The 25,685-nt window shown below is 73.0% G+C and carries 19 protein-coding genes and 4 pseudogenes; 10 read left to right on the top strand and 13 right to left on the bottom strand.

From position 1 onward, the window contains the following. Positions 1–21 precede the first annotated feature (21 nt). Together QUE47_RS17335 and QUE47_RS17330 are read right to left on the bottom strand one after the other, a co-directional pair. On the bottom strand, positions 22–609 hold the full coding sequence (locus QUE47_RS17335; protein WP_434019771.1) for a hypothetical protein: 588 nt from the start codon (positions 607–609) through the stop codon (positions 22–24). Next, positions 610–1,688 (bottom strand): annotated as a pseudogene (locus QUE47_RS17330) (AMP-dependent synthetase/ligase); the annotation flags it as partial. It lies immediately after the preceding gene. A gap of 251 nt (positions 1,689–1,939) precedes the next feature. Here QUE47_RS17330 and QUE47_RS17325 point away from each other — a divergent pair. Together QUE47_RS17325 and QUE47_RS15855 are read left to right on the top strand one after the other, a co-directional pair. Beyond that, positions 1,940–2,617, top strand: a complete 678-nt coding sequence (locus tag QUE47_RS17325) for a chorismate mutase (protein WP_434019705.1) — start codon at positions 1,940–1,942, stop codon at positions 2,615–2,617. A 125-nt stretch (positions 2,618–2,742) separates the two neighbouring features. Further along, the gene (locus QUE47_RS15855) at positions 2,743–3,933 is read left to right on the top strand and encodes a baeRF2 domain-containing protein (protein ID WP_286218066.1); all 1,191 of its coding nucleotides are present in this window, start codon (positions 2,743–2,745) and stop codon (positions 3,931–3,933) included. A 181-nt stretch (positions 3,934–4,114) separates the two neighbouring features. On the opposite strand, the pseudogene valS reads toward QUE47_RS15855, so the two are convergent. Then, positions 4,115–6,867 (bottom strand): annotated as a pseudogene (gene valS, locus QUE47_RS15850) (valine--tRNA ligase). A gap of 87 nt (positions 6,868–6,954) precedes the next feature. Between valS and QUE47_RS15845 the strand changes: the two are divergent. The 3 genes from QUE47_RS15845 to cofC all read left to right on the top strand — a co-directional run bounded on the left by QUE47_RS15845 (position 6,955) and on the right by cofC (position 9,606). After that, the gene (locus tag QUE47_RS15845) at positions 6,955–7,956 is read left to right on the top strand and encodes a TIGR03557 family F420-dependent LLM class oxidoreductase (protein WP_286218065.1); all 1,002 of its coding nucleotides are present in this window, start codon (positions 6,955–6,957) and stop codon (positions 7,954–7,956) included. After that, on the top strand, positions 7,953–8,780 hold the full coding sequence (cofE, locus tag QUE47_RS15840; RefSeq protein WP_286218064.1) for a coenzyme F420-0:L-glutamate ligase: 828 nt from the start codon (positions 7,953–7,955) through the stop codon (positions 8,778–8,780). Before QUE47_RS15845 ends, cofE begins: the two co-directional genes overlap by 4 nt. Before the next feature lie 76 nt (positions 8,781–8,856). Continuing rightward, a complete protein-coding gene (gene cofC, locus QUE47_RS15835; protein WP_286218063.1) occupies positions 8,857–9,606 on the top strand; it encodes a 2-phospho-L-lactate guanylyltransferase in 750 nt (249 codons plus the stop codon). Here cofC and QUE47_RS15830 read toward each other — a convergent pair. Both QUE47_RS15830 and QUE47_RS15825 read right to left on the bottom strand, forming a co-directional pair. Continuing rightward, positions 9,596–10,753: a 2-phospho-L-lactate transferase CofD family protein gene (locus tag QUE47_RS15830; RefSeq protein WP_286218062.1), complete on the bottom strand. Its 1,158-nt coding sequence runs from the start codon at positions 10,751–10,753 to the stop codon at positions 9,596–9,598. The genes cofC and QUE47_RS15830 overlap by 11 nt on opposite strands. Before the next feature lie 4 nt (positions 10,754–10,757). Then, complete coding sequence (locus tag QUE47_RS15825; protein WP_286218061.1) at positions 10,758–11,351, bottom strand: HhH-GPD-type base excision DNA repair protein; 594 nt, start codon at positions 11,349–11,351, stop codon at positions 10,758–10,760. A 66-nt stretch (positions 11,352–11,417) separates the two neighbouring features. Between QUE47_RS15825 and QUE47_RS15820 the strand changes: the two genes are divergently transcribed. Next, positions 11,418–12,005 (top strand): hypothetical protein, encoded by a 588-nt coding sequence (locus QUE47_RS15820; RefSeq protein WP_286218060.1) that lies wholly within the window; start codon positions 11,418–11,420, stop codon positions 12,003–12,005. A 70-nt stretch (positions 12,006–12,075) separates the two neighbouring features. Here QUE47_RS15820 and QUE47_RS15815 read toward each other — a convergent pair whose 3' ends face one another. From QUE47_RS15815 to QUE47_RS15785, 8 genes and pseudogenes are all read right to left on the bottom strand, one after another. Further along, complete coding sequence (locus tag QUE47_RS15815; RefSeq protein WP_350227601.1) at positions 12,076–12,615, bottom strand: VOC family protein; 540 nt, start codon at positions 12,613–12,615, stop codon at positions 12,076–12,078. A 50-nt stretch (positions 12,616–12,665) separates the two neighbouring features. Further along, positions 12,666–13,094 (bottom strand): TA system VapC family ribonuclease toxin, encoded by a 429-nt coding sequence (locus tag QUE47_RS15810; RefSeq protein ID WP_286218059.1) that lies wholly within the window; start codon positions 13,092–13,094, stop codon positions 12,666–12,668. Beyond that, positions 13,091–13,327 carry a YlcI/YnfO family protein gene (locus QUE47_RS15805; protein ID WP_286218058.1) on the bottom strand — a complete coding sequence of 79 codons (237 nt, stop codon included), beginning with the start codon at positions 13,325–13,327 and terminating at the stop codon, positions 13,091–13,093. The genes QUE47_RS15810 and QUE47_RS15805 overlap by 4 nt, the downstream gene beginning before the upstream one ends. A gap of 85 nt (positions 13,328–13,412) precedes the next feature. Beyond that, on the bottom strand, positions 13,413–13,814 hold the full coding sequence (locus QUE47_RS17025) for an ABC transporter ATP-binding protein (protein ID WP_350227600.1): 402 nt from the start codon (positions 13,812–13,814) through the stop codon (positions 13,413–13,415). A gap of 146 nt (positions 13,815–13,960) precedes the next feature. After that, positions 13,961–14,329: pseudogene (locus QUE47_RS17020) on the bottom strand (ATP-binding cassette domain-containing protein); the annotation flags it as partial. Further along, positions 14,326–15,306 carry a putative F420-0 ABC transporter permease subunit gene (locus tag QUE47_RS15795; RefSeq protein WP_350227599.1) on the bottom strand — a complete coding sequence of 327 codons (981 nt, stop codon included), beginning with the start codon at positions 15,304–15,306 and terminating at the stop codon, positions 14,326–14,328. The gene QUE47_RS15795 and the pseudogene QUE47_RS17020, both read right to left, overlap by 4 nt. 271 nt (positions 15,307–15,577) lie before the next feature. Further along, positions 15,578–16,711 carry a putative F420-0 ABC transporter substrate-binding protein gene (locus tag QUE47_RS15790; RefSeq protein ID WP_350227598.1) on the bottom strand — a complete coding sequence of 378 codons (1,134 nt, stop codon included), beginning with the start codon at positions 16,709–16,711 and terminating at the stop codon, positions 15,578–15,580. A 363-nt stretch (positions 16,712–17,074) separates the two neighbouring features. Next, positions 17,075–18,160 carry a glutathione S-transferase family protein gene (locus tag QUE47_RS15785; RefSeq protein WP_434019770.1) on the bottom strand — a complete coding sequence of 362 codons (1,086 nt, stop codon included), beginning with the start codon at positions 18,158–18,160 and terminating at the stop codon, positions 17,075–17,077. A 141-nt stretch (positions 18,161–18,301) separates the two neighbouring features. On the opposite strand from QUE47_RS15785, the gene QUE47_RS15780 reads away from it, so the two are divergent. From QUE47_RS15780 to QUE47_RS15765, 4 genes and pseudogenes are all read left to right on the top strand, one after another. Further along, positions 18,302–19,990 (top strand): molybdopterin-dependent oxidoreductase, encoded by a 1,689-nt coding sequence (locus QUE47_RS15780; protein ID WP_350227597.1) that lies wholly within the window; start codon positions 18,302–18,304, stop codon positions 19,988–19,990. A gap of 339 nt (positions 19,991–20,329) precedes the next feature. Further along, positions 20,330–20,542, top strand: a complete 213-nt coding sequence (locus QUE47_RS15775) for a hypothetical protein (RefSeq protein WP_286218056.1) — start codon at positions 20,330–20,332, stop codon at positions 20,540–20,542. A gap of 244 nt (positions 20,543–20,786) precedes the next feature. Further along, positions 20,787–24,155 (top strand): annotated as a pseudogene (ileS, locus tag QUE47_RS15770) (isoleucine--tRNA ligase). Further along, a complete protein-coding gene (locus QUE47_RS15765; RefSeq protein WP_286218055.1) occupies positions 24,152–25,567 on the top strand; it encodes a bifunctional folylpolyglutamate synthase/dihydrofolate synthase in 1,416 nt (471 codons plus the stop codon). The pseudogene ileS and the gene QUE47_RS15765 overlap by 4 nt, the downstream one beginning before the upstream one ends. Positions 25,568–25,685 lie beyond the last annotated feature (118 nt).

Below are 25,685 nucleotides of genomic sequence, written 5' to 3'. Positions count from 1 at the left end.
CCTCCGGCAACGCCACCGCGCCTACCGCGTGTCGGTGTATAGCTCGTCGATCTGCTCGGCGAAGGCCTCGAGCACGACCTTGCGCTTCACCTTGAGCGACGGCGTCAGGAACCCGTTGTCCTCGCTGAAGTCGCCGGGCAGCACCACGAGCTTGCGGATCGACTCGGCACGCGAGACGGGCGCGTTCGCCTCGGCCACGGCCCGATAGAGCTCGTCGAGCACGTCGGCGTCGGTCGCGGCCTGCTCGACGGAGATCGACGACTTCCCCTGGACGGCGAGCCAGTGGCCCAGGCCCTCCTCGTCGAGCGTGATGAGCACCCCGATGAACGGTCGCTGGTCGCCCACGACGACGCACTGGCTGACGAGCACGTTGGTGCGCAGGCGGTCCTCGAGCCCCGCGGGCGCGACGTTCTTGCCGCCGGCGGTCACGATGATCTCCTTCTTGCGGCCGACGATCTTGAGGTATCCCTCGTCGTCGATCGTGCCGAGGTCGCCGGTGCGGAACCACCCGTGGTCGAACACCTCGGCGGTGAGGCCCGGCTGGTTGCGGTACCCGCGGAACACGTGGCCGCCCTTGAGCTGGATCTCGCCGTCGTCCGCGATCCGCATCGCCGTCCCGGGGAACGCGGTCCCGACGGTGCCGACCTTGCTGGCGCCGGGACGGTTCACGGCCGTCGGCGCGGTGGTCTCGGTGAGTCCGTAGCCCTCGAGGATGGTCAGGCCCGCGCCCCGGAAGAAGTGCCCGAGGTCGGGGAGAGCGGCGCTCCGCCGGAGATGGCGTACCGCGCCTGGCCGCCGAGCGCGTCGCGGAGCGTCTGGAGAACGAGCTTGCCGGCCACGGCGTGCCGGGCGCGGACGGCGAGGCTCACCGAGCCCTCGTCCAGCGCTCGCGAGTAGGCGCGCGAGGCCTCGGCGGCCCACTCGAAGATTTTCGCCTTGGCGCCGGTCCCGGCCTTGCGCTGCGCCCCGGCGTAGACCTTCTCGAAGATGCGCGGCACGGCCAGCAGGTAGGTGGGCCGGAACGTCGAGAGGTCGTCGAGCAGCTGCTTCGTGTCGGGGCTGTGGCCGATCACGCCCGGCGACGCGACCGACATCACCTGGATGTAGCGGGCGAAGACGTGGGCGAGCGGCAGGAACAGGAGGGTGCGGGCCCCGGGAGGCGCGACGATCTCCGAGAGCCCCCGCACGCCGTTGAGGGCCAGGTGGACGAAGTTGCCGTGGGTGAGCTCGGCGCCCTTGGGGCGACCGGTCGACCCCGACGTGTAGATGATGGTCGCCCGGTCGTCGCGCTGGGCGGCGTTCTGACGGGCCTTGAGGCGCGTGTCGTCGACGTCGGCGCCGGCCGCCACGAGGTCGTCGATCGCGCCGTCGGCGAGTACCACGACCTGTTCGACGGAGGGCAGCCCGTGCCGGGCCTCGGTCACGACGTCGAAGTGCTCCCGGGTCTCGGCGACGACGAACCGCGCGCCGGAGTCCTCGAGGATCCAGCGGGTCTCGAGGGCGGACGACGTCTCGTACACGGGCACCGGGACCAGGCCAGCGGCCCACGACGCGAAGTCGAGCAGCATCCACTCGTAGCGGGTTCGCGACATGATCGCGATGCGGTCGCCGTTCTGCAGACCGAGCGAGATGAGCCCCTTGGCCACGGCGGCCACCTCGGCCTGGAACTCGCGGGCGGACGTCGGCACCCAGGTTCCCGAGTCGTCGCGCCGCTCGACGAGGGGGCCGTCGCCGTCGCGCTCGACGCGTTCGGTGAGGATCGACGAGATCGTGGTCCGGGCGTCGACCTCGACGAGGCTCGGGGACTCGCTCTGCTGCACTGGGGGCTCCGTTGCTCTGGGGGTCCGGCGGCACAGATCCTACGCGGGCAGCGGGCGTGGTCCGGTCCGCCACGTGGTGCATCCCCGGGTCGGGATCTACGGATGCCTAGGATCGCCCCATGACCGACGTCCCGCCGTCCGACACCTCGCGGCCCAGCGAGGTACCCGACGAGATCCTGCGGCTGCGCGGCAGCATCGACAACGTCGATGCCGCCCTCATGCATCTGCTCGCGGAGCGGTTCAAGTTCACGCGCCGGGTCGGCGAGCTCAAGGCCGAGGCGGGCCTGCCCGCGGCGGACCTGGGGCGCGAGGCCGCGCAGATCGCCCGGCTCGGCGCGATCGCCGAGGGTCGGGCCTGGACCCGGCGTTCGCGGAGCAGTTCCGCGAGTTCATCGTCAGCGAGGTCAAGCGGCAGCACCGCACGATCGCGGCGGCGCGCTCCGGCCGGGCGACCACCTCAGGCGTCGACGAGCCCGACCTCTACGCCTAGCCCCGGCACGTTCTCGGCGCGCCCCGGCACCACCCCTCCGGCGGCTCGGCACCACCCCTGCGCCGAACCGGTGGTTCCGTTCGATGTCGGGGCCCGGATCGAGCACAACGACCGGTTCAGCGGCTGGAACTACCGGTTCGGCAGTCGATCCACCAGTTCGGCGGCGGGAACCACCGGTTCGGCAGTCAATCCACCAGTTCGACGGCGGGAACCACCGGGTCGGCGACCGACCCGCGACGCCTCCCCGGCCGACACGCCGACCGAGCCCCGCAGCCCCCACCGCGGCCGCAGTGGCGGCAGACCCTGATCTGTAACAGGCTGGGACGATCCTCGGGCGGTGCCCCGTCGGTCGTCTGCCGGTACGTCCGCGCAGGCCGGCCCCGCAGGACGTCGGACGACGGCCCGCCCCACCGACGACGGATGGGGACCTGCATGAAGATCGACTGGCTCAAGCCCCTGCTCGGGCACGACGGACCGTTCGCGACGGTCTTCCTCGACGCGACGGGCGGCGCCGACGCGGGCGACCGTGAGGTCGAGAACCGTTGGCGGTCCGCCCGCCGTGCTCTGGTCAAGGAGGGTGCACCCGACGCGGTGCTCGCGTCGATCGAGGACGCGGTGCTCCGCCCGACGGGCGTGCGAGGGCCGCACGGTCGGTTCCTCGTCGCGAACGACGAGGGCGTGCTCGTGGACCGGCTGGTCCGCACCCCGCCGAGCGTCCAGCAGGGCACCTACGGGCCGGTCCCGGTGCTGATCCAGGCCGCGAAGGCGGCGGACGAGTCGGTCTCGCGGGTGATCGTGACCGTCGACCGTCAGGGCGCCGACATCGAGTGGATCACGGCCGGTGGCCTCGACATCGGGGCGCTCACGGTCGAGGGCGACCACGACGAGGTCAGCAAGGCGCAGGCGGGGCGCATGCAGCAGCGCCGCGTCGAGGGTCGGGCCGAGGACTCGTGGGAGCGCAATGCGGAGACGGTCGCGGCAGTGGTCGACCGCGTGGCCGGCGAGCACCAGCCGGAGGTCGTCCTGATGACCGGCGACAAGCAGGCCCTGCGACTCGTGCATGCCGCGCTCGGCAAGGCGGTGGCACCGCTCGTGCGAGAGATCCCTGGGGGAGCCCGAGGCAACGGTGTGAACCGGGGAGCGCTCGACGCGCACATCGCCGAGGCGCTCGAAGCGGTCCGCGCGGAGCGCCGGGACGCCGTGCTGGCCGACCTCGCCGAGGGTCAGGGTCGCGGCTCCGGGGGTGTGTCGTCGTTGCCGGACGTCGCCGCGGTCCTCGCGCGCGGACAGGTGCGCGAGCTCGTGATCACCGAGGCGTTCGTCGCTGCTGCCCAGGCGGAGCCGCGCCATCTGTGGGTGGGGCCCGAGCCGCTGCAGATCGGGACGAGTCGCGACGCGATCGTCGCGCTGGGTGCGACGGACGAGATCCACGAGTACCCGGCGGGCGTCGCCATGGTGCGTGCCGCGCTCGGGCAGGACGCCGGGCTGACCTACGCGCCGGACGGCACGGTGGACCTCAAGGACGGGGTGGGCGCCGTCCTGCGCTGGAGCGACGACGAGACGCCCAGCGAGTCGACCGCGACCATGTCGGGGGACAACCACCGGCTGCACGGCGCGGTCTGAGGGGCTCGTCCGTCTGATGGGCGCAGCGGTCTGATGGGCGCAGCGGTCTGATGGGCACAGCGGTCGCAGCGGGGTAGCGATCCGGGGCTCACCGGACCTGCCGCACGCACCGGACGCACCGACGGCGGCCCACCCCGAGGGGTGAGCCGCCGTCGTCGTGTGTGGTCGCGTGCCCCGGAGGTCAGCCGCGCTTGCGGACTACCGGCTCGCCGAGCTCGTGCGAGACGACGACGAGCCCGCCCTGGACGGCGGCGTCGCCCTGGCCCTCGGTCGTCTCGACGACGACGAGCTCGCCCTCGACGCGGCCACCGTTGCGGACGTCGACGACCGACGCCTCGACGCCGGCGACACCGGCGGCGGGGACCGCGAGCTCGACGGCGAGGATCGGCGTCTTCATGGAGACCTTCGCCTCGGACTTGAGGCGGCGGAGCGCGGCGAGCGCGTGCCCGGCCACCGTCAGCACCTCGGGGTCGGCGTCGCCCGCGGCGGAGCGCAGGCCGTCGGAGGTCGGCCACGCGGCGCGGTGGATCGAGCCCTCGCGCCACCAGGACCACACCTCGTCGGTCGCGAACGGCACGACGGGAGCGAAGAGGCGCAGCAGCACGTCGAGCGCGAGGCCGAGCGCCACGCGGGCCGACTGCGTCTCCGCTGTGACCTCCGAGGACTCGAGGCCGGCACCGTAGGCGCGGTCCTTGACGAGCTCCAGGTAGTCGTCGCAGAACGTCCAGAAGAACGTCTCGGTGATCTCGAGCGCACGCGTGTGGTCGTAGCCCTCGAGCGCCTCGGTGGCCTTGTCCACGACGTCGGCGAGGCCCGCGAGCATCGCGCGGTCGAGGGTCTCGGTCACGAGCGCAGGGTCGAGCACGAGCTCGCCGTCGCCGAACGTCAGCGCGAACTTCGACGCGTTGAGGATCTTGATCGCGAGGCGTCGCCCGATCTTCATCTGGCCGACCTCGAAGGCCGCGTCCGTGCCGAGGCGGGCCGATGCCGCCCAGTACCGGACGGCGTCCGACCCGTGCTCCTCGAGGAGCCCCATCGGGGTGACGACGTTGCCCTTCGACTTGCTCATCTTCTTGCGGTCGGGGTCGAGGATCCAGCCCGAGATGCCGGCGTTCTTCCACGGCAGCGAGCCGTGCTCGAGGTGCGAGCGCACGACGGTCGAGAAGAGCCAGGTGCGGATGATGTCCTGGCCCTGCGGGCGCAGGTCCATGGGGAACACGCGCTCGAACAGGTCGGGGTCGCGCTCCCAGCCGCCCGCGATCTGCGGGGTGAGGGACGACGTCGCCCACGTGTCCATGACGTCGGCCTCGCCGACGAACCCGCCCGGCTCGCCGCGCTGGTCGGCCGTGAACCCGGCGGGGACGTCGGACGACGGGTCGACGGGCAGGCTCGCCTCGTCGGGGACGATCGGGTGGTCGAAGTCGGTGTCGCCGGAGGCGAGCACCGGGTACCAGAGCGGGATCGACACGCCGAAGAAGCGCTGCCGCGAGACGAGCCAGTCGCCGTTGAGGCCGCCGACCCAGTTCTCGTACCGGACCTTCATGAAGTCGGGGTGGAAGTCGATCTCCTCGCCCCGCGCGAGCAGCGCGGAGCGCAGGTCGAGGTCCTTGCCGCCGTTGCGGATGTACCACTGGCGGCTCGTGACGATCTCGAGCGGCTTGTCGCCCTTCTCGAAGAAGTTCGCCTTGCGCTGGGTCGCGACCGGCTCGCCGTCCAGGTCACCGGACTCCCGCAGCGCGTCCACGACCAGAGCGCGGGCGCTGAACGTCGTCTTGCCGCCGAGCTCGGCGAACAGCGCCGAACCCTCGGGCGAGGTGATCCACGCGGCGGGCTCGGCGGTCAGCCGGCCGTCGCGGCGCACGACGGAGCGCATCGGCAGGTCGAGCTCGCGCCACCACTGCACGTCGGTGAGGTCACCGAAGGTGCAGCACATCGCGATGCCCGCGCCCTTGTCGGCCTGCGCCGCCGGGTGGGCCACGACGGGGACCTCGACGTCGAACAGGGGGAGCGGACCGTCGTCCCGAACAGGTGCTGGTAGCGCTCGTCGTCCGGGTGCGCGATCAGCGCCACGCACGCGGGCAGCAGCTCAGGGCGGGTCGTCTCGATGAACACGGGGCCCTCGGCGGGGCTCCCGGCGCCGGGGTGGAACGCGACCCGGTGGAAGTGCCCCGGGTAGTCGCGGGCCTCGAGCTCGGCCTGGGCGACGGCGGTCTGGAACGTCACGTCCCACAGACCCGGGGCCTCGGCCTGGTACGCCTCGCCGCGGGAGAGGTTGCGCAGGAACGCCTTCTGGGCGACCGTCCGCGCGTCGGCGCTGATGGTCTGGTAGTGGTGGTCCCAGTCGACCGACAGGCCGAGCCGGCGCCACAGCGCCTCGAACGTCTTCTCGTCCTCGACGGTCAGGCGCTCGCAGAGCTCGACGAAGTTGCGTCGCGAGATCGGCTGCTGGTCGGCGTTCTTGATGCTCTTGCCCTCGCCGCCCTCGTGCGGGGGCTCGTAGCCCTCGGTGTAGGGCAGGGTCGGGTCGCAACGCACGCCGTAGTAGTTCTGCACGCGGCGCTCGGTGGGCAGGCCGTTGTCGTCCCACCCCATCGGGTAGAAGACCTCCTTGCCGCGCATCCGCTGGAACCGCGCGACGACGTCCGTGTGCGTGTACGAGAACACGTGGCCCACGTGCAGCGAGCCGGAGACCGTCGGGGGAGGCGTGTCGATCGAGTAGACCTCGTCGCGGGTACGGGTGCGGTCGAACGCGTACGTCCGTGCCGCGGCCCAGCGCTCGTCGTACTTCTCCTCGAGGCCGTCCGTGCTCACGCGGTCCGGTACGCCCCGGACCACCGCGTGCACGACGTCGGTGGCCTGCGCGACGGTGCTCGTCGCCTCGGCGGGACCGTCGGCGGGCGTGGCAGGGCTGTCCGGGGAACCAGGGGTGCTCATGGTCGGCATTCTCCCAGATCGTCCAGGCGTCACGCGACGTGTTCGGGTGCCGGACGGCGGCGCCCGGGCGGGGATAGGCTCGGTCGCATGGCACCACTGACGGTCGGTTACGCAGCAGCTCTCGAGCAGTTCCACCCCACGGAGGCGGTCGCGCTGAGCGCGTACGCCGAGGAGCACGGCTTCTCCGGGACGATGGCGGCGGACCACTTCGCCCCGTGGGTCCCCGCGCAGGGCGAGGCGTCCTTCGTCTGGAACGTCCTCGCGGCGCTCGGCGAGCGCACGAAGGGCGACCTCGGCCCCGGCGTGACGGCGCCGACGTTCCGCTGGCACCCCGCGATGGTCGCGCAGGCGTCCGCGACGCTCGCCGCGATGTACCCGGGGCGCCACTGGCTGGGGCTCGGCTCGGGCGAGGCGCTCAACGAGCACATGGTCGCGCAGTACTGGCCCGAGGCGCCCGAGCGCATCAACCGGATGTTCGAGGCGATCGACATCATCAAGAAGCTGTTCGCGGCGTCGCTCGCGGGCAAGGACGTCAAGCACTCCGGCCAGTTCTACAAGATGGAGTCGAGCCGGCTCTGGACGATGCCCGAGGTCGCCCCCGAGATCCTCGTGGCGACCGCGGGGCCGATCACCGCGAAGCGCGCCGGCAAGCACGCCGACGGGCTCATCACCGTCGGGGCGCCGCTCGAGAAGATCTCGATGCTCTTCGACCGGTTCGACACCGGCGTGCGGGAGTCCGGCCGCGATCCCGAGTCGATGCCGAAGGTCCTGCAGCTCCACATGTCGTGGGCCGAGACCGACGAGGAGGCGCTGGAGAACGCGTTGCACCAGTGGCCGAACGGCGGCATGAAGTTCCCCAAGGGCGACATCCGCACGCCCCACGAGCTCGAGCAGATGGCCAAGCTCGTGCGTCCCGAGGACTTCGAGGGTCGGCTCGTCATCTCCGCGGACCCCGACGAGCACCGGGCGTACATCCAGAAGTTCGTCGACCTCGGCTTCGACCGCATCTACCTCCACAACGTGGGGCGCAACCAGCGCGAGTGGATCGAGACCTTCGGCCGCGACGTCCTCCCCAAGCTGTCGCGATGACCGCCCGGATCGAGTCCTGGGCCCCCGACGGCATCGGGGACGTGCAGCCGGGCGACGACCTCGCCCGGATCGTGGGCGACGCCCTGGTGGCGGACGGCGTCGCTGACGGCGACGTCGTCGTCGTCACCAGCAAGGTGGTCTCCAAGGCGGAGGGCCGCGTGCGCGTGGCCGCCGACCGCGAGGCCGCGATCGACGAGGAGAGCGTCCGGGTCGTCGCGTCCAGGACCTCGCCGCGCGGGGTCATGCGGATCGTCGAGAACCGGCTCGGGCTCGTCATGGCCGCCGCAGGGGTGGATGCCAGCAACACCCCCGAGGGCACGGTCCTGCTGCTCCCGCTCGATCCGGACGCCTCGGCGCGCGCGATCCGCGCCGCGCTGCAGGAGCGGTTCGGGGTCAGGCTCGGCGTCGTCATCTCGGACACCGCGGGTCGCCCGTGGCGCGAGGGGCAGATCGACTTCGCGATCGGGGCGGCCGGTGTGCTGGTCCTGCGTGACATGCGCGGGACCCCCGACACCCACGGGCGGGAGATCACGGTGACGATGACGGCCGTGGTCGACCAGATCGCCTCCGCGACCGAGCTCGTCCGCGGCAAGGTTGCGGCGCGCCCCGTCGCCGTGGTCCGGGGGCTCGCGCGCTTCGTCACCGACACGGACGGTCCCGGTGCGGCGGCGCTCGTCCGGTCGGCCGAGGACGACCTGTTCCGCACCGGTTCCGAGGAGGCCTACGAGGAGGGCTACACGGCCGGGTACGAGGCCGGGGCCAACGACGCCTTCGCGTCCGAGCGCGACGCCGACGTCGAGCTGGACGGCGACGACGCTCTCTGACGCGCGTGCAGGCACAGAACCAGGCACGGACGCAGGCGCGGACCCAGGCACAGCCGCGGACGCAGCGGGCGGCACCGTGACCGACTACGCGACCGACCGGGCGACCGACAGCTCAGACGCGACCGACAGCCCACGCGCGACCGACACCCCAAGGTGGACCGTGGTCGTCCCGGTCAAGCGGCTGACGGGGGCGAAGTCACGCCTCGTCGACGGTCTCCCGGGCGACCCTGAGGGCGCCCTGCGTCGCGGTCTCGCGCGAGCGTTCGCCCTCGACACGCTCACGGCGGTCCTGTCCGCAGAGACGGTCGGCGCGGTCGTGCTCGTCTCGAGCGAGCCTCTCGTGCTCGACGAGCTGCGCGCCGACCCGCGCGTCGTGGTCGTCCCTGATCCGGGCGGGCTGACCGCGGCGGTCGTCGCCGGGATCGAGCGCGCGGCGACGAACCGTCCCGACGCGCGCTGCGCCGTCCTGCTCGGGGATCTCCCCGCCCTGACGGGTGGGGTGCTCGACGAGACCCTGGGGCTCGCGGCCGCGCACCCTCGCGCCGTCGTCCCCGACGCCGACGGCACCGGAACCACCCTGCTGACCGGTCGGACGCCGTCCGACCTGCGGCCCGCGTTCGGTCCCGGGTCGGCGGCGAAGCACGTCGCGGCGGGGCACGTCGCGCTGGAGCGCGCCCCCGGCCGGGCGCGACGGGACGTCGACACGGTCCTGGACCTGGAGGCCGCGGTCGGGCTGGGCGTCGGCCCACGGACCGCGCACGTGCTCGCTGGGCTCGCCGGCCGCGGGATGCCTGGGGCGCCGGACGGGCCGGGCGTCAGGACCTGAGACCGGCGAGGTCCAGCGCGGCGTCGACCATGACCCCCGTCGGCGTGCGCCCGTCGGGGCCGGACTCGTCACCCATGAGCAGGGGCACCGCCCGCGCTGAGATCCCGGCGGACTCGAGCGGGGCGACGGCCCCGGCGTCGGACGTGTCGACGAGCCACCCGTCCAGCAGGCCCGGCAGAGCCGCCGCGCCGAGCACGCCCGGGCCGTCGCCGGCGGGCGCGGGCCGTCGGTGCCCGCGGGCGCCGTAGTGGAGCCCGACCGCCTCGGCGGTCGACTCGACGCCGATCGCCGTCAGGCACGCGTCGGCCATGCCGCGCACGGGTGCGCCGCCGATGATGGGGGAGACCCCGACCACGGGAGCAGCGGTCGCTGCGAGCGCCTCGCGGATGCCGGGCACACCGAGGATCGTGCCGATCGACACGACCGGGTTCGACGGCGGCAGCAGGATCACGTCCGCGCGCTCGATGGCGTCGACGACTCCCGGGGCCGGACGTGAGTTCTCGACGCCGACCTGCACGAACCGCCGGGCAGGGAGAGCGGCGCGGTGGCGGACCCACCACTCCTCGAAGTGCATGGTGCGCTCGCAGCCTGACCGGTCGTCCGGGTCCGAGCCGTCACGTGCTCCGTCGTCGTGGGCCGGGCCGTCCAGCCCGTCCGACGCTGTGGCGGCCGGCGCGGAGTCGGCGTCGGAACTGACGACGACATGCGTCTCGCACCGCTGGTCGGTCATCGGGATCAACCGGGCGCCGGGTGACCAGCGCGCGCACAGCCGCTCGGTCGCCGCGCTCAGCGGCATCCCGGAGCCCAGCAGCTCGGTCCGGGCGATGTGCGTGCCCAGGTCGCGGTCGCCGAGCGTGAACCAGTCCCAGCCGAGCCCGTAGGCGTGCAACTCGTCGGTGACGTGCCGCGTCTCGTCGGGTCGCCCCCAGCCCTGGCCCTCGTGGATGCCGCCGCCGAGCGTGTACATGACGGTGTCGAGGTCGGGGCACACCTGGAGGCCGTGCAGGCGGAAGTCGTCGCCGGTGTTGACGACGACCGTGATCTCCGCGGCCGTCCCGTCGGGAGTGCCGTTGCGGTCGAGGTGGTCGCGCAGCCCGCGCGCGAACCGTGCCCCGCCGACGCCGCCGGCGAGGAGGGTGATGCGCACGCCGCTACTTCTTTGCGGCCTTGGCGGCGGCCTTCGCCGCCTTCTTGAACTCGCGGACCTCGTGCAGGCTCGTCTCGTCGGTCACGTCGGCGATCGAGCGCCGCGAGCCGTCGTCGCCGTAGGCACCCACGACCTCGTGCCACCCCTCGGGCGCGACGCCGCGCTGCTTCGCGAGCAGCGCCAGGAAGATCTTCGCCTTCTGCTCCCCGAACCCGGGCAGCGCCTTGAGCCGCTTGAGCACCTCGCGGCCGGACGGCGCCTCCTCGCCGGGTGCGCCCGTCCAGATCCGCGTGACGTCCCCGTCGTGGTCGTCGACGACGGCCCGCGCGACGGCCTGGATGCGGCCCGCCATGGACCCCGGGTACCGGTGGACGGCGGGGGTCGTCGCGCACAGCGTCGCGAACTCGTCGGGGTCGGCCGCGGCGATCGCGGCGACGTCGAAGCTGCCGGCGCGATCGCGGATCTTGCGCGGCCCGGCGAACGCGTGCTCCATCGGGTACTGCTGGTCGAGCAGCATGCCGATGAGCAGCGCGAACGGGTCGTCGCTGAGCAGCTTGTCCGTCGCGTCGTCGCCGGTGATCCAGAGCTGTGCGGTCATGGGTCCATCTTGCCCGGATGTACTCCGAGGCGCAGGTCCCGCGTTTTCGGCAGGCATTATTAGCCCATGTCGAGCAAGAAGTCGAAGCCGCCTGTCGACAAGAACGCCGTTCGTGCGCGTCTGGAGCGGGCGAAGGACGAGCAGCTCGTGGTGGGTGTGCGCCGCTGGATTCGTGGCGCGGACTACATCGAGGGGTTCGTGGTGGGTATCGGTGCCCGATGGGTGGCAGTCGCGGGGCTCGCCGGTCGAGTCAGATTCGACGGTTTTGCGCTTTTGCGGCTCAACGACATCCAGGCGGTCACGATCGATCCCGACCCGGACTGCTTCACGGTGAAGGCTCTGCGTGCTCGTTCGGAATGGCCACCACCCTCCACCGAGGTTGAGCTCGACGATCTGCGGGGTGCCGTGACGACCGCAGCGGCGGCCGCTCCGACAACCTCGATCTTCGTCGAGTTCGACAGGCCCGACATCTGTTATGTCGGCTCGTTGGTGTTCGTCGACAGCGCGGTTCTGCGCCTGCTGGAGGTCGACCCGCAAGGCCAGTGGCGCCGCAAAGCGCGATCACTCGACCCCGACGACGTGACGCGGATCGATTTCGGTGGCGACTACGAGGAAGCTCTCGCTCTGGTGGCTGGACCGCCGCCCCGAGACTAGAGCCAGCGGAGTGCCAGCCTTCCTTTGGTTGCCTCGATCATCGCTCTCGCGTTCCGGGCCTGCTCCATCGTCAACGAACCCTGTGGTCGAGCAGCATGCCGATCAGCAGCGCGAACGGGTCGGTGTCGAGGAGCTCGTCGGCGGCGGGGTCGCCGGTCATCCAGAGAGTCATGGATCGATCTTCGCACCGTTCTCGTCGTGCTCGTCGTGCTCGTCGTGCTGGTAGCCGATGAGCCAGCGCAGACCGTACCGGTCCACGACCTGGCCGTCGGAGGCTCCCCACGGCCGCTCCTGGAGGGTCCAGGACGACGCCGCCCTCGGCCAGCCGGGCGAACCAGCCGTGCAGGGTCTGGGCGTCCGCCGTGCCGAGCAGCGCGAGCATCAGGCCCTCGGCGGCGAACGGTGCCTCGTCGCCGACCGTGTCGGACGCGTACACCCGCACCGGGCCGTCGTGGAGGTAGCCGTGGGCGACCGCGTCGGCGGGCCCGTCGGTGCGCCCCATCTCGGCGAGCGTGTGCACCTGGGCGTTGCCGCCGAAGACGTCTGCGTAGAAGGCGAGCGCCTTGCGGGCGGTGCCGGGGAGCTGGAGGTAAGGCGTCGGACCGGTCATGGAGCGACGGTAGCGACGCCGTCGGACACTCGCCGGGCAACCGCACGGCCTCAGGCGCGCGGGTCGACGACGCGCAGACCGGGGAACCGGGCGAAGTCCCGGTCGAGCGTCGCCCACGTCGCGCCGTGCTCGATCGCGACGGAGGCGTGCTGTGCGTCGGCGACCAGGTTTCCGTGGACGTCGGAGCCCCGGCAGAGCTGCCCGAAGATCTCCCAGTGGCGCGGCCCCGGCCCGATCCGGATGGTCCCCGGTGCGGCCAGCAGGCCCTCGACGAGGTCGAGCGCGGCAGTGGCGGGCAGCGGGTTCGGGTAGATGCGCCGGTGGGTGAGGATCCGCACCGTGGCACCGAGGACGGCGTCCGTGAGAGCGAGCGGTTCGGGGTTCGCGATCGCCGCGGTCAGCCACGGCTCGCACACGTGCTTGTGCGGATGGCGTGCGACGAGTGCGCCGACGAGGACGGTGACGTCCGGAGCGATCATCGGCCGTCCATCGCGTCGAGCATCGCGGCGTTGCTCGTCATGTCGATCTCGACGAGGGGGTCTCCGAGGTCGACGGTCGGGACGACGTACGGCCGACCGGGAGCGGCGGTCCGCCTGCGCAGCTCTTCGCGCAGCGCGTCCTCGACGAGCGACGTGACGGTGCGTCCCTCCTGCGCGGCGGTGCGCTTGACGTCCCGGTAGAGGTCGTCGGGCAGGTGCAGAGTGGTCCTCATGCAGAAAAGCATATCGCCGACCGTGCGTGTCGACCGCGGGCGGCGCAGCAGCCGGCTCGGCGGACCCGGCGCCGGGGAGCGGCCCTCAGAGGTCGAACGCGAGGACCGGACGACCGGTCCGGGGGTGGGTGAGGACGACGCACCGGACCCCGTAGACGGCCTCGACCACCTCGGGCACGAGCACCTCGGCGACCGGGCCCGCGGCGACGACGCGACCCTCCGCGAGCATGACGACGTGGTCGCACGACGACGCCGCGAGATCCAGGTCGTGCAGCGCGCACAGCACCGTGACGCCGTCGGCGGCGAGACCGCGCACGAGCCGCATGGTCTCGAGCCGGGCGGCGACGTCGAGGTGGTTCGTCGGTTCGTCGAGCAGCAGCAGCCGGGGCTCCTGCGCGAGGGCTCGGGCCATGTGGACCCGCTGGCGCTCTCCGCCGGAGAGGGTCGCGACGTCGCGCTCGGCGAGGTCCGCGGCACCGGTGCGCACCAGGGTGTCGAGGGCGACCTGACGGTCCGCGGCGGTGGGGCCCGCCAGGGGGACCGGTGCGGGATCCGCCCGAGCAGCACCGCGTCGAGGACGGTGAGCGGGAGGTCGGTCGCGGCGTCCTGCTCCACCAGGGCGACGGTGCGGCTGCGGTCGCGACGACGCATCGCGCCCAGGTCCTGTCCGTCGAGCCGCACGACGCCGGACTCCGGCGACCGCGCCGCGGCGACCAGTCGCAGCAGGCTCGACTTGCCGGAGCCGTTCGGCCCGCACAGCCCGGTCACGGCGCCGGGCGGGGCGGTGCAGTCGACGCCGTCCACGATCAGGCGCCCGTCGACGCCCCACGTCACGCGGTCGACGACCAGCCCGCGCTGGTCCGCGGACGTCGGCCCGGCGGTCCGTGCTTCCGCGATCGGCTGTGCGGTCGCTGCCGCGGCGAGGCCCGCTGGGCCCTCGTCGCCCGTAGTGCGCCCGACGGGCCCGCCCGTGGCCGGTGCGTCTCGCGTCGTGGAGCTCATGCCGCCCTCCGTCGCCAGAGCAGCAGCGCGAAGACGGGAGCGCCGACGGCGGCCGTGACGATCCCGACCGGCAGCTCCGTCGGTGCCACGACGGTGCGGGCGAGGGTGTCGGACCACACGAGGAAGCTCGCGCCGAGCAGCCCGGACAGGGGCAGCAGCAGGCGGTGGCCCGCCCCGGTGAGGAAGCGCACCGCGTGGGGCAGGATCAGGCCGACGAACCCGATCGCCCCCGACACCGCGACGAGCGCGCCCGTCAGGAGCGCGACGCCGATCAGCAGCAGCCATCGCGTCCGGCTCACGTGGACCCCCAGAGCCGCGGCCGCGGTGTCGCCGTACGTGAACGCGTCGAGCAGCGTCCCCGAGCTCGCCAGCAGCGAGCCCAGCACGAGCACCGCGCCCCCGGCGACGGCGACCTCGACCCACGTCGACCCGGCGACCGAGCCCATGAGCCAGGTGAGCACCTCGCGGTACGAGTCGCCCTGGGCCGACGTGAAGACGACGAACGAGGTCGCTGCGGCGGCCCCCTGCCCGACGGCGAGGCCGGCCAGCACCGTGCGACCCGGCGTCAGCCCACCGGCGGCCCCGGCGAGGGCGAGCGTCGCGACCAGCGCCGCGGTGGCCCCGACGAACGCGGCGACGGGCAGCAGGACGGCGACCCCGACGAGCAGGACCAGGACGGCGCCCAGGGACGCCCCCGAGGACAGCCCCAGCAGGTACGGGTCGGCCAGCGGGTTGCGCGTGAGCGACTGCATGACGACCCCGCAGATCGCGAGCCCCGCACCGACGCACGCCGCCGTGAGCACCCGCGGCATACGCAGCTCCCACACCGTGGCGTCGACGAGGCGGGCCGGTGCCTCGACGGCCAGACCCAGGTGCGACGCCACGCTCCGCGCGACCTCGCCGACCGACACGTCCGCAGGACCGACCGTCACCGCCACGAGCACCGTCGCGACGAGCACCACGCAGGCGGCGGGCACCCAGATCGCCGCTCGTGCGCGGCGGGGCTGCCGCGACCGTCGCAGAGAGCCTCCGGTCGCAACCGTCGCAACCGTCGCACGTGCCGCGCCCGCCGGTCCTTCCGCACGCACCGCACCGGTCGCACCGCCCGCACCGGTCGCACCGCCCGCACCGGTCGCACCGTCCGCACCGCCCGCACCGCCCGCCTCGGACGCGCCCGCCCGCCCGGCCCCGCAGGGCCCGGGTCGGAGTCGGGGGCCCGGGAGACCGGGAGGCGACGGACGGTCTGGCTCATGCGCCGACGTCCGCCAGCTGGTCGACGAGCGAGGCGACCGCGTCGACCGAGCGCACCCCGGCCTCCGTGGCGGGGAACGGGAGCGTCAGGTAGCGCTGCTCCCGGACCGCGGTGAGCTCGGCGGTCGCCGGGTTCGCCTCGAGCGCCTCGATCTTCGAGTCCGCGGTGTTCCACGCCGCGTCGACGAGCACGATCACGTCGGGGTCCGCGGCCACGATCGACTCCCACCCCATCGACGTCCAGGTGTCGTGGACGTCGGCGGCGACGTTCGTCAGCCCCGCGGACGACATGATCATCTGCGGGGTCCCGATCCCGGCGCCCACGTACGGGACGTCCGAGCCCGAGGAGTACCAGAGGGCGCTCAGACCGCGGGCGTCCGGCTCGATCGCGGCGAGCTCGTCCTGCTGCTCGGCGACCAGCGCGTCGGCCGCGTCCGGCGTCCCCAGCACGGTCCCCGCCTCGGCGATCTGGTCGAAGAGGGTGTCGAAGGTCATGGGGTCCGGCTGGAACTCCTTCTCCTTGCACGCCGACGGGGCGACGTAGGTCGCGACGCCGAGCCGCTCGAGCGTGTCGCGGTCGCCCGCGCCCTCGGCGGTGAGGTTCGACTCCCAGCCGGCGAGCACGAGGTCGGGCTCCAGCCCGAGGACCGCCTCGGCACCCGGGACCTGGTCGGCCATGGGGCTCGTCACCGCCTCGGGTGCGCCCTCGGCGAGATCGTCGGGCAGCGGCCCGTCGAGGAACGCGGAGCCGACGATCCGGTCGCCCGCGCCCAGCGCGAGGGCGAGCTCGGTCATCGAGGACTTGATCGTCACGATCCGCTCCGGCGCCGCGGTCTGCGTCGAGTCGAACCCGCAGCTCGTGACCGTGACCGGGTACGACACGGCCTCGGCCTGCTCGGCCGCGGTGTCGGACGACGTCCCCCCGGTCGGGGAGGGGTCGGAACCCGCCGCGTCCCCGGTCGCGCAGCCGGCGAGGGCGAGCGCGAGGGGGAAGGCCACGGCCAGGGCGAGCGGCGCCGTCCGACGCCGGCGGGCCCCGCTCGCGGTGGCGCCGGTCGGGGCGCCGGGCCGGTGGTCGGGCAGGGGCGCAGACGTACGGGCGGAGCGGTCTGACTGCTGTGTGCGGGGCACGGAGGCGACTCCTTCGGCCCGCCGGCTGGCGGGCTCGTGGCGGGCGGACTGGCGTGGCTCGTCGCGTCGGCCGCGGCATGTTGGCACGACACCGCGGCACGACACCGCGGCACGACACGGACGAGGGGAGCGTGGCACGCCATCCGGTGCCGAGGACCTGCGGCCGAGAAGGTGCGGTCGCCTGACCGGGCGAGAGCGTGGCCCGGGGTCCTGCAGCCCACTCTAGCCCCGGCGCGGACTCGCGCCGGAGCGGTGCCGGAGCCGTATCGGAGCGGTGGCGAGACGGCGTGCCGGGATCAGGTCGATGCCGAGGAAGCCGTCGAGGCCGCTCCGCGCCGACGAACGGGTTCGTCGGCGGCGTGCTCAGGCGGCCCGCAGCGGCGTGTGGTCGGGGTCGACCTGCTCGTCCTCGCGGACCGGGCCGGGGGCGCTGCCGGAACCCCACGGTGACCCGCCGAGCCGGGCACGGCCGTGGTCGGTGACCCAGCCCGCGAGGTCCGGGCCTGCGGGGACGATCCCGGTCGGGTTGATGTCCGTGTGGACGCGGTAGTAGTGCTGCTTGATCTGGTCGAAGTCGACGGTGTCGCCGAAGCCGGGAGTCTGGAACAGGTCGCGGGCGTAGCCCCAGAGCGCTGGCATCTCCGTCAGCTTCTGGCGGTTGCACTTGAAGTGACCGTGGTAGACGGCGTCGAACCGCACGAGCGTCGTGAACAGGCGGACGTCCGCCTCGGTGATGCGGTCGCCCATGAGGTAGCGGCGGTCGGTGAGCCTCGCCTCGAGCCGGTCGAGCGCGGTCCACAGCCGGTCGTGCGCAGCCTCGTAGGCCTCCTGGGACCCGGCGAAACCGCAGCGGTACACGCCGTTGTTGACCTCGGTGTAGATCTCCTCCATGACGGCGTCCATCGCGGCGCGCTCGGCCGGGTCCTCGGGGAGCAGCCGCGGGGCGCCGGGCCGGTGGTGCTCGGACCACTCGGTGCTCAGGTCGAGGGTGATCTGCGCGAAGTCGTTCGTGGCGACGGCGCCGTCGCGGGTGTCGACCATGGCGGGGACCGTGATCCCGCGCGGGTACTCGGGGTCGCGGGCGAAGTAGGCGTCCTGGAGACGCTCGATGCCGAGCACCGGGTCCCGGCCGTCGGGGTCGAGGTCGAAGGTCCAGCTCCGCTCGTCGTGCGTCGGCCCGGGCGTGCCCAGGCTGATCACGTCCTCGAGGCCGAGCAGGCGCCGGACGATGATCGCGCGGTTCGCCCAGGGGCACGCGCGCGCGGCGACGAGGCGGTAGCGGCCCGGCTCGACGGCGTAGCCCTCCTCGCCGTCGCGCGTGATCCGTGTGGTGATGTACCGGCTGTCGCGCACGAACTCCTGGCCGGGGACGCTGTACGTGCCGCCCTGCGAGTGCTCGGGACGAGACGTCTGTGGCTCCGGGGCTGCGCTCTGCGATGTGGTGTCCACGTCCCGGTCAGGGGAGTGCTCGACTGGGTAGTTCATGTTTCAACGGTACGTCCGCGCGGAGGGCCCGGCAGCACATGACGGTTCGCGAACGATCCGCCGCCACGTCCGCTCCGAACCACCTGCGTGAGACATAGTCGAAGCGTGAGCACGCAGAGCCAGTCCGCCGGCACACCCGGGACGCCCCCGACCGTGGACGACGACCGCCGGACACCGCCGGGCCCCGGCGGCCTCCGGCACGCCCGCTGGTGGGCGGCACTCTCCGGCGTCGTCTCCGCCGCTGCGGGGTTCGCCGTCGCCGAGCTCGTCGCGGCGTTCGTCTCGCCCCGGTCGAGCCCGATCTTCGCCGTCGGGGCAGGGGTCGTCGACCAGGTGCCGCCGTGGCTCAAGGACTTCGCGGTCGAGAACTTCGGCACCAACGACAAGGCCGTCCTGCTGGGCGGCATGATCGTGACGCTCGCGCTCGGTGCGGCCCTCTCCGGGGCCCTCGAGCTGCGGCGCCCACCGGTCGGCGCGGTGCTGCTCGGCGCCGTCGGGCTCGTCATCACGATCGTCGCCCTGGCGCGACCGGACGCCAAGTTCCTGTGGGCCGCGCCCACGGTGATCGGCGTGACGGTCGCGATCATCCTGCTCCGCACCGGTGCGGCGCGGCTGCGCGCCTGGGAGGTCGCAGAGACCTCCGGCACGCCTGCCGGCACCGGCGTGCCCTTCGAGGACCCAGACGTCGAGACCCCGCTCACGGCGGCCCGCCTGCGCGCGACGCTCGACCGACGCCGGTTCCTCGCGCTCACCGGCATCTCGGCGGGCGCCGCCGTGCTCGTCGGCCTGGGCGCCCGGGCGCTCGCGGCCGGGACCGAGGCGGCCACCGCCGTCCGCGAGACGCTCAAGCTCCCCGGGGCCGCGCTGCCTGCCGACCCGATCCCGCCCGGCACCGAGCTGGGGATCGACGGCCTCGCGCCCTATGTCACCCCGAACGCCGACTTCTACCGCATCGACACGGCGCTGCGCGTGCCTCAGGTCGACCCCGACACCTGGGTGCTGAAGGTGTCGGGACTCGTCGAGGAGCCGTTCGAGATCACCTTCGCGGAGCTGCTGGACCTCCCGCTCGAGGAGCACGTCGTCACGCTCGCGTGCGTGTCCAACCCGGTCGGTGGCGACCTGGTCGGCAACGCGACCTGGCTCGGTTACCCGATCCGCGAGCTGCTCGCCCGGGCGCGTCCCGCCGAGGGCGCCGACATGGTGCTCTCCACGAGCGCCGACGGCTGGACGGCGAGCACGCCCCTCGAGGTGCTCGCCGACGAGTCGCGCGACTGCCTGCTCGCCGTGGGGATGAACGGGGAGCCGCTGCCGATCGAGCACGGGTTCCCGGCCAGGCTGGTCGTGCCCGGCCTCTACGGCTACGTCTCGGCGACGAAGTGGGTGACCGAGCTCAAGGTGACGACCTTCGCCGACGACGTCGCGTACTGGTCGACGCGCGGCTGGTCCGAGCGAGGCCCGATCAAGATCTCGAGCCGTATCGACACACCCCGCATCAGCACCGACCTGGTCGCCGGCCCGGTGCGTGTCGCCGGGATGGCGTGGCACCAGCACACCGGCATCGCGGGTGTCGAGGTCCAGGTCGACGACGGGCCCTGGCAGCCCGCGCAGCTCGCCGACGCGGTCTCGACCGACACCTGGGTCCAGTGGGTCTTCGACTGGGACGCGACCGCGGGCAACCACACGCTGCGCAGCCGGGCGACGGGGGAGGACGGCGAGGTCCAGACCGAGGACCGGGCGAACCCCGCCCCGGACGGGGCCACCGGCTGGCACACCATGCAGGTGTCGGTCGAGTGATCCGGCCGGGTCCGCACGGCGGGCGGCCCGAAACACTCGTCCGCGATGCGGACCGGCGGTCGCCGGGTCTTGCGCCGTCGCTCGGGGTCGTGTGACGATTCTCCGCGTGAGCCCCGTCGACGCCCCGAGCACCGTGCACAGCGCCGCTGTGCTGCTCGTCGTGCGCGCCGTGGGGACCGCCCTCGACACCTGTTGTTGAGGGCTCGTCGACCCGAGGCAGCACGGATCCGGGGTCGGCGAGCGGAACGCGGAGCACCCGCGTCCCAGCGATCGTCGTGCCGCCCGAGGGCGCCGCACGGCCTGCGTCCCTCCCGCGGCTCACGAACAGGACCTCCCCGCATGTCTGCTCTCCTCCTCGACGCCCCCGTCGAGTCCTCGCTCGACCTCGCCCGCCCCGGCCTGACCATCGAGACGCTCGTCGCGCTCGACATCGAGGCGTACAGCCGTAGGCCGCGCGCCGCCGCGCGCGCTACCATGGAGGCACAGGCTTCGACCCGGCCATCACCGGTGAGCCTCCGGAAGAACGGGACCGCCGACGGGCCGCGTGCGTGAGAACGCACGGCCGGCACGCGAGCAGCACGACAGGTCCTCAGTAGAACCGGACGGGTAGGCCCGTCACAGCCCGGTAGAGCGGTCGACGCCGCCCCGCACCCAGGGTGCGGCACGCGTCGGCAAGCGGGGTGGTACCGCGGCACGTGCGGTCCGCGACCGTCCCTGGGAGACCAGGGGCGCCGTCGGGCAGGGCGCGTCGTCCTCGCACGACGAGACGCCCGTACCACCCAGGAGCCCGCGAGCCATGGTCTACCCCCTGCACCGCACGTCGTCCGCCGACGCCCCTACCGCAGACGCGCAGGGCGCCGGGAGCGCCCAGATCCCCGCGTCCCCGGACCTGCCGGGTATCGAGCGCGACGTGCTCGCCTTCTGGAAGGACGACGACACGTTCCGCGCGTCGGTCGAGGCGCGCGACGCCGGGACCGACGGCGACAACGAGTTCGTCTTCTACGACGGCCCGCCGTTCGCGAACGGGCTGCCCCACTACGGCCACCTGCTGACCGGCTACGCGAAGGACGTCGTCCCGCGCTTCATGACGATGTGCGGGCGCCGCGTCGAGCGTCGCTTCGGCTGGGACACGCACGGGCTGCCGGCCGAGCTCGAGGCAGAGCGGGTCCTGGGCATCACCGACAAGTCGCAGATCGAGGCGATGGGCATCGGTGCGTTCAACGAGGCGTGCCGGACGTCGGTGCTCACCTACACGGACGAGTGGCAGGACTACGTCACCCGCCAGGCGCGCTGGGTCGATTTCGAGAACGACTACAAGACCCTCGACGTCACGTTCATGGAGTCGGTGCTCTGGGCCTTCAAGACGCTGCACACCAAGGGCCTCGCCTACGAGGGCTACCGGGTGCTGCCGTACTGCTGGCGCGACGAGACGCCGCTGTCGAACCACGAGCTGCGCATGGACGACGACGTGTACCAGTCGCGCCAGGACCCGGCGCTCACGGTGGGCGTCCGGCTCGCCGCCGTGCCGCAGGGGTCGGACGCCGCGGCGTCGCCCGCCGCCGGCGCCCTCGCTCTCGTCTGGACCACCACGCCCTGGACCCTGCCGTCCAACCTGGCCGTCGCCGTCGGGCCCGAGATCGAGTACGTCGTCGTCGAGCCCGGCGAGGGCTCGGCGCTGGCCGGGGACCGCGTCGTCCTCGGTGCGGGCCGGGTCGCCGCGTACGCGAAGGAGCTCGGTGAGGACGCGACCGTCGTCGCGACCGTGGCGGGCGCCGAGCTAGCGGGCCTGACCTACACCCCGCCGTTCGACTACTTCGCCGGCCACGACAACGCCCACCAGGTGCTGGCGGCCGAGTTCGTCTCGGTCGAGGACGGCACCGGGATCGTCCACCTCGCGCCCGCGTTCGGTGAGGACGACATGGCGGTGTGCGCCGAGGCCGGTATCGAGCCGGTGCTCCCCGTCGACGGCCGAGGCCGGTTCACGGGCCAGGTCTCCGACTACGCGGGCCAGCAGGTCTTCGACGCGAACCCGCACATCATCAAGGACCTCAAGGCGGGTGAGGGGCCGCTCGCACGCGTCGAGCGCGCCGAGCGCTGCGTCGTGCTGCGCCACGAGACCTACGAGCACTCGTACCCGCACTGCTGGCGATGCCGGAACCCCTGATCTACAAGGCGGTCTCGAGCTGGTTCGTGCGCGTCACCGCGTTCCGGGACCGCATGGTCGAGCTCAACCAGCAGATCGACTGGACCCCGGGCACATCAAGGACGGCCAGTTCGGCAAGTGGCTCGAGGGGGCCCGCGACTGGTCGATCAGCCGCAACCGGTACTGGGGCACGCCGATCCCGGTCTGGGTGTCGGACGACGACGCCTACCCCCGGACCGACGTCTACGGATCGCTCGCCGAGATCGAGGCCGACTTCGGCAGGCTCCCCGTGAACGCGGACGGCGAGCCCGACCTGCACCGCCCGTACATCGACGACCTGACGCGCCCGAACCCGGACGACCCGACGGGCCGGTCCACGATGCGCCGCATCCCGGACGTCCTCGACGTCTGGTTCGACTCGGGCTCGATGCCGTTCGCCCAGGTGCACTACCCGTTCGAGAACGCGGACTGGTTCGAGCACCACTACCCGGGCGACTTCATCGTCGAGTACATCGGGCAGACGCGCGGCTGGTTCTACCTGCTGCACGTCCTCGCGACCGCGCTCTTCGACCGTCCCGCGTTCCGCAGCGCCGTCTCGCACGGGATCGTGCTCGGGTCGGACGGCCGCAAGATGAGCAAGTCGCTGCGTAACTACCCGGACGTCACCGAGGTGCTCGACCGCGACGGGTCCGACGCGATGCGCTGGTTCCTCATGTCGAGCCCGATCCTGCGCGGCGGCAACCTCGTCGTGACCGAGGACGGGATCCGGGAGTCCGTGCGGCAGGTGCTGCTGCCCCTGTGGAGCACCTACTACTTCTTCACGCTGTACTCGAACGCGGCCCGCGGCGCCACGGGTGGGCAGGGGTACGAGGCGCAGCGGGTGACGCCCGAGCGCGTGGCCGGCCTGCCGGCCCTCGACCGCTACCTGCTCGCCCGCACCCGCGGACTGGTCGAGACGACGTCGGCGCAGCTCGGGGCGTACGACATCGCCGGAGCGTGCGAGACCGTGCGCGAGCACCTCGACCTGCTGACCAACTGGTACGTGCGCACCCAGCGCGACCGGTTCTGGTCGGAGGACCACGACGCGTTCGACACGCTGTGGACGGCGCTGGAGGTGCTGACCCGCGTGATGGCCCCGCTGGCCCCGCTGCTGACCGAGGAGGTCTGGCGCGGGCTCACGGGTGGCCGCTCGGTGCACCTCACGGACTTCCCGACGACGGACGACGGCGCGCTCGCCGCCGACGACGACCTCGTGGCCGCGATGGACCAGGTCCGTCGGGTGACGTCCCAGGCCCTGGGGCTGCGCAAGGCGAACGCGCTGCGCGTGCGGCAGCCGCTGCGCACGCTGACCGTCGCGGTGGACGACCCGCAGGCGCTCGCGCCGTACCGGGCGCTGCTCGCCGCCGAGCTCAACGTCAAGGACGTCGACCTCGTCGCGCTGGACGAGGAGGTCACGGCGCGCTTCGGCATCGTGCAGCGCCTCGCCGTCAACGCGCGGGCGGCCGGGCCCCGCCTGGGCCGCGGCGTGCAGGCCGTCATCAAGGCCGCGAAGGCGGGGACTGGTCCGTCGCCCCCGGTGTGGACGGGACCGAGACCGTCGTCGTCGCGACGACCGACGGCGACGTGGAGCTCCTGGGCGCCGAGTACGAGCTGACGACGGTCGCCGGTGGCGGCAGCACGGACGGCGCGACCACGACGGGTGGCGCTCAGGACGGGCCGCAGGTCGCCGTCGCCGTGCTCCCCGGGGGCGCCCTCGTCGTGCTCGACCTCGCGCTCGACGACGACCTGCGCGCGGAGGGCTACGCCCGCGACGTCGTCCGCGAGGTCCAGGACGCCCGCAAGGCCGCCGGGCTCGACGTCGCCGACCGGATCGTGCTGACGCTGACCGTCCCGGCCGCGGCCGTCGACGCCGTCGAGAAGCACCGCGCCCTGATCGAGAGCGAGACCCTGACGACCACGGCCCACGTCGTGGCCGGCGACGAGCTCGCGGTCGCTGTCCAGCGAGCGGAGGAGAGCGCATGAGCCCGACCAAGGACGAGCAGGAGGGCCGGGACCGCCGGCGTGCCGCCCGGCAGGCGGCCACCGACGCGGGGGCGCTGGAAGACCTCGAGGTCGTGTACGCGCACATCATGGACCGCGCTCCCGAGCACGACATCGACCCGACGCTCGACCGCGTCGCGCGCGTGCTTGAGCTCATGGGCGACCCGCAGCGCACGTTCCGGACGATCCACCTGACCGGGACCAACGGCAAGACGTCGACGGCGCGGATGACGGAGCGGCTCGTGCGCGAGCACGGGCTGCGCACCGGCCGCTTCACCAGCCCGCACCTGGCGAGCGTCACCGAGCGCATCGCGATCGACGGCGAGCCCATCAGCCCGGCGCGCTTCGTCGAGGTGTGGGAGGACGTCGCCCCCTACGTCGGCGTCGTGGACGGCGAGTCCCAGCAGACCGGCGACCCGCGCCTGAGCTTCTTCGAGGTCCTCACGGTGATGGCGTTCGCTGCGTTCGCCGACGCGCCCGTCGACGTCGCGATCGTCGAGGTCGGCATGGGCGGCGAGTGGGACTCCACGAACGTCGTCGACGGGGACGTCGCGGTGATCACCCCGATCGCGCTCGACCACGAGCGGTGGCTGGGGCACTCGGTGACCCAGATCGCGGCCACGAAGTCGGGGATCATCAAGGACCGGGCGACGGTCGTGCTCGCCGAGCAGCCCGAGGCCGCCGAGGTGGTGCTGCTCGAGGCGGCCGGCGCGCGCAGCGCCCGCGTGCTCCGCGAGGGGCTGGACCTCTCCGTCTCGGCGGTGAACGTCGCCGTGGGCGGCCAGCTCGTGGACCTGCGCACGCCGGCTGGGCTCTACACCGAGATCTTCCTGCCCCTGCACGGCAGGTTCCAGGCCCACAACGCGCTGCTCGCCCTCGCCGCCGTCGAGGCGCTCCTCGGCGGCCGCGCGCTGGGCGGCGAGATCGTCGAAGCCGCCTTCGGCGACGTCAGCGCCCCCGGTCGGCTCGAGGTCGTCCGGTCGAGCCCGACGGTCGTCGTGGACGCCGCGCACAACCCGGCCGGGGCCGAAGCGCTCGTCGCGGCGCTGGACGAGGCCTTCACCTTCACCCGGCTGGTCGGGGTCGTCGGCGTCATGGCCGACAAGGACGCCGAGGGGCTGCTCGCGGTCCTGGAGCCCCACCTGTCCGACGTCGTGGTGACCCGCAACAGCTCGGACCGGTCGGCCAACCCCGAGGACCTCGCGGAGGTCGCGGTCGACGTCTTCGGTGAGGACCGGGTCCACGTCTCCCAGCGGCTGGACGAGGCGCTCGCCGTCGCCGCGGACCTTGCCGAGCGCGAGGACGTAACCGGGGTGGGGACGGGGACGGGTGTGCTCGTCACCGGGTCCGTCATCACGGTCGCCGACGCCCGCTCGCTCGTCGGCAGGACCTGACGTCGGGACCTGACGTCGGGACCTGACGGCCGGACTGACGGCCGGACCTGACGGCAGAGCCGTAGGAACCCTCGCGTAGCGCCCCAGGCTGTGATCCCTGTCTCTTTCGGGTCTCTCG

The sequence above is a fragment of the Paraoerskovia sediminicola genome (assembly GCF_030296575.1).
Classification (GTDB): domain Bacteria; phylum Actinomycetota; class Actinomycetes; order Actinomycetales; family Cellulomonadaceae; genus Paraoerskovia; species Paraoerskovia sediminicola.
Note: the sequence above shows the minus strand (reverse complement) of the source record. Positions and strands in the feature narration are given on the sequence as shown.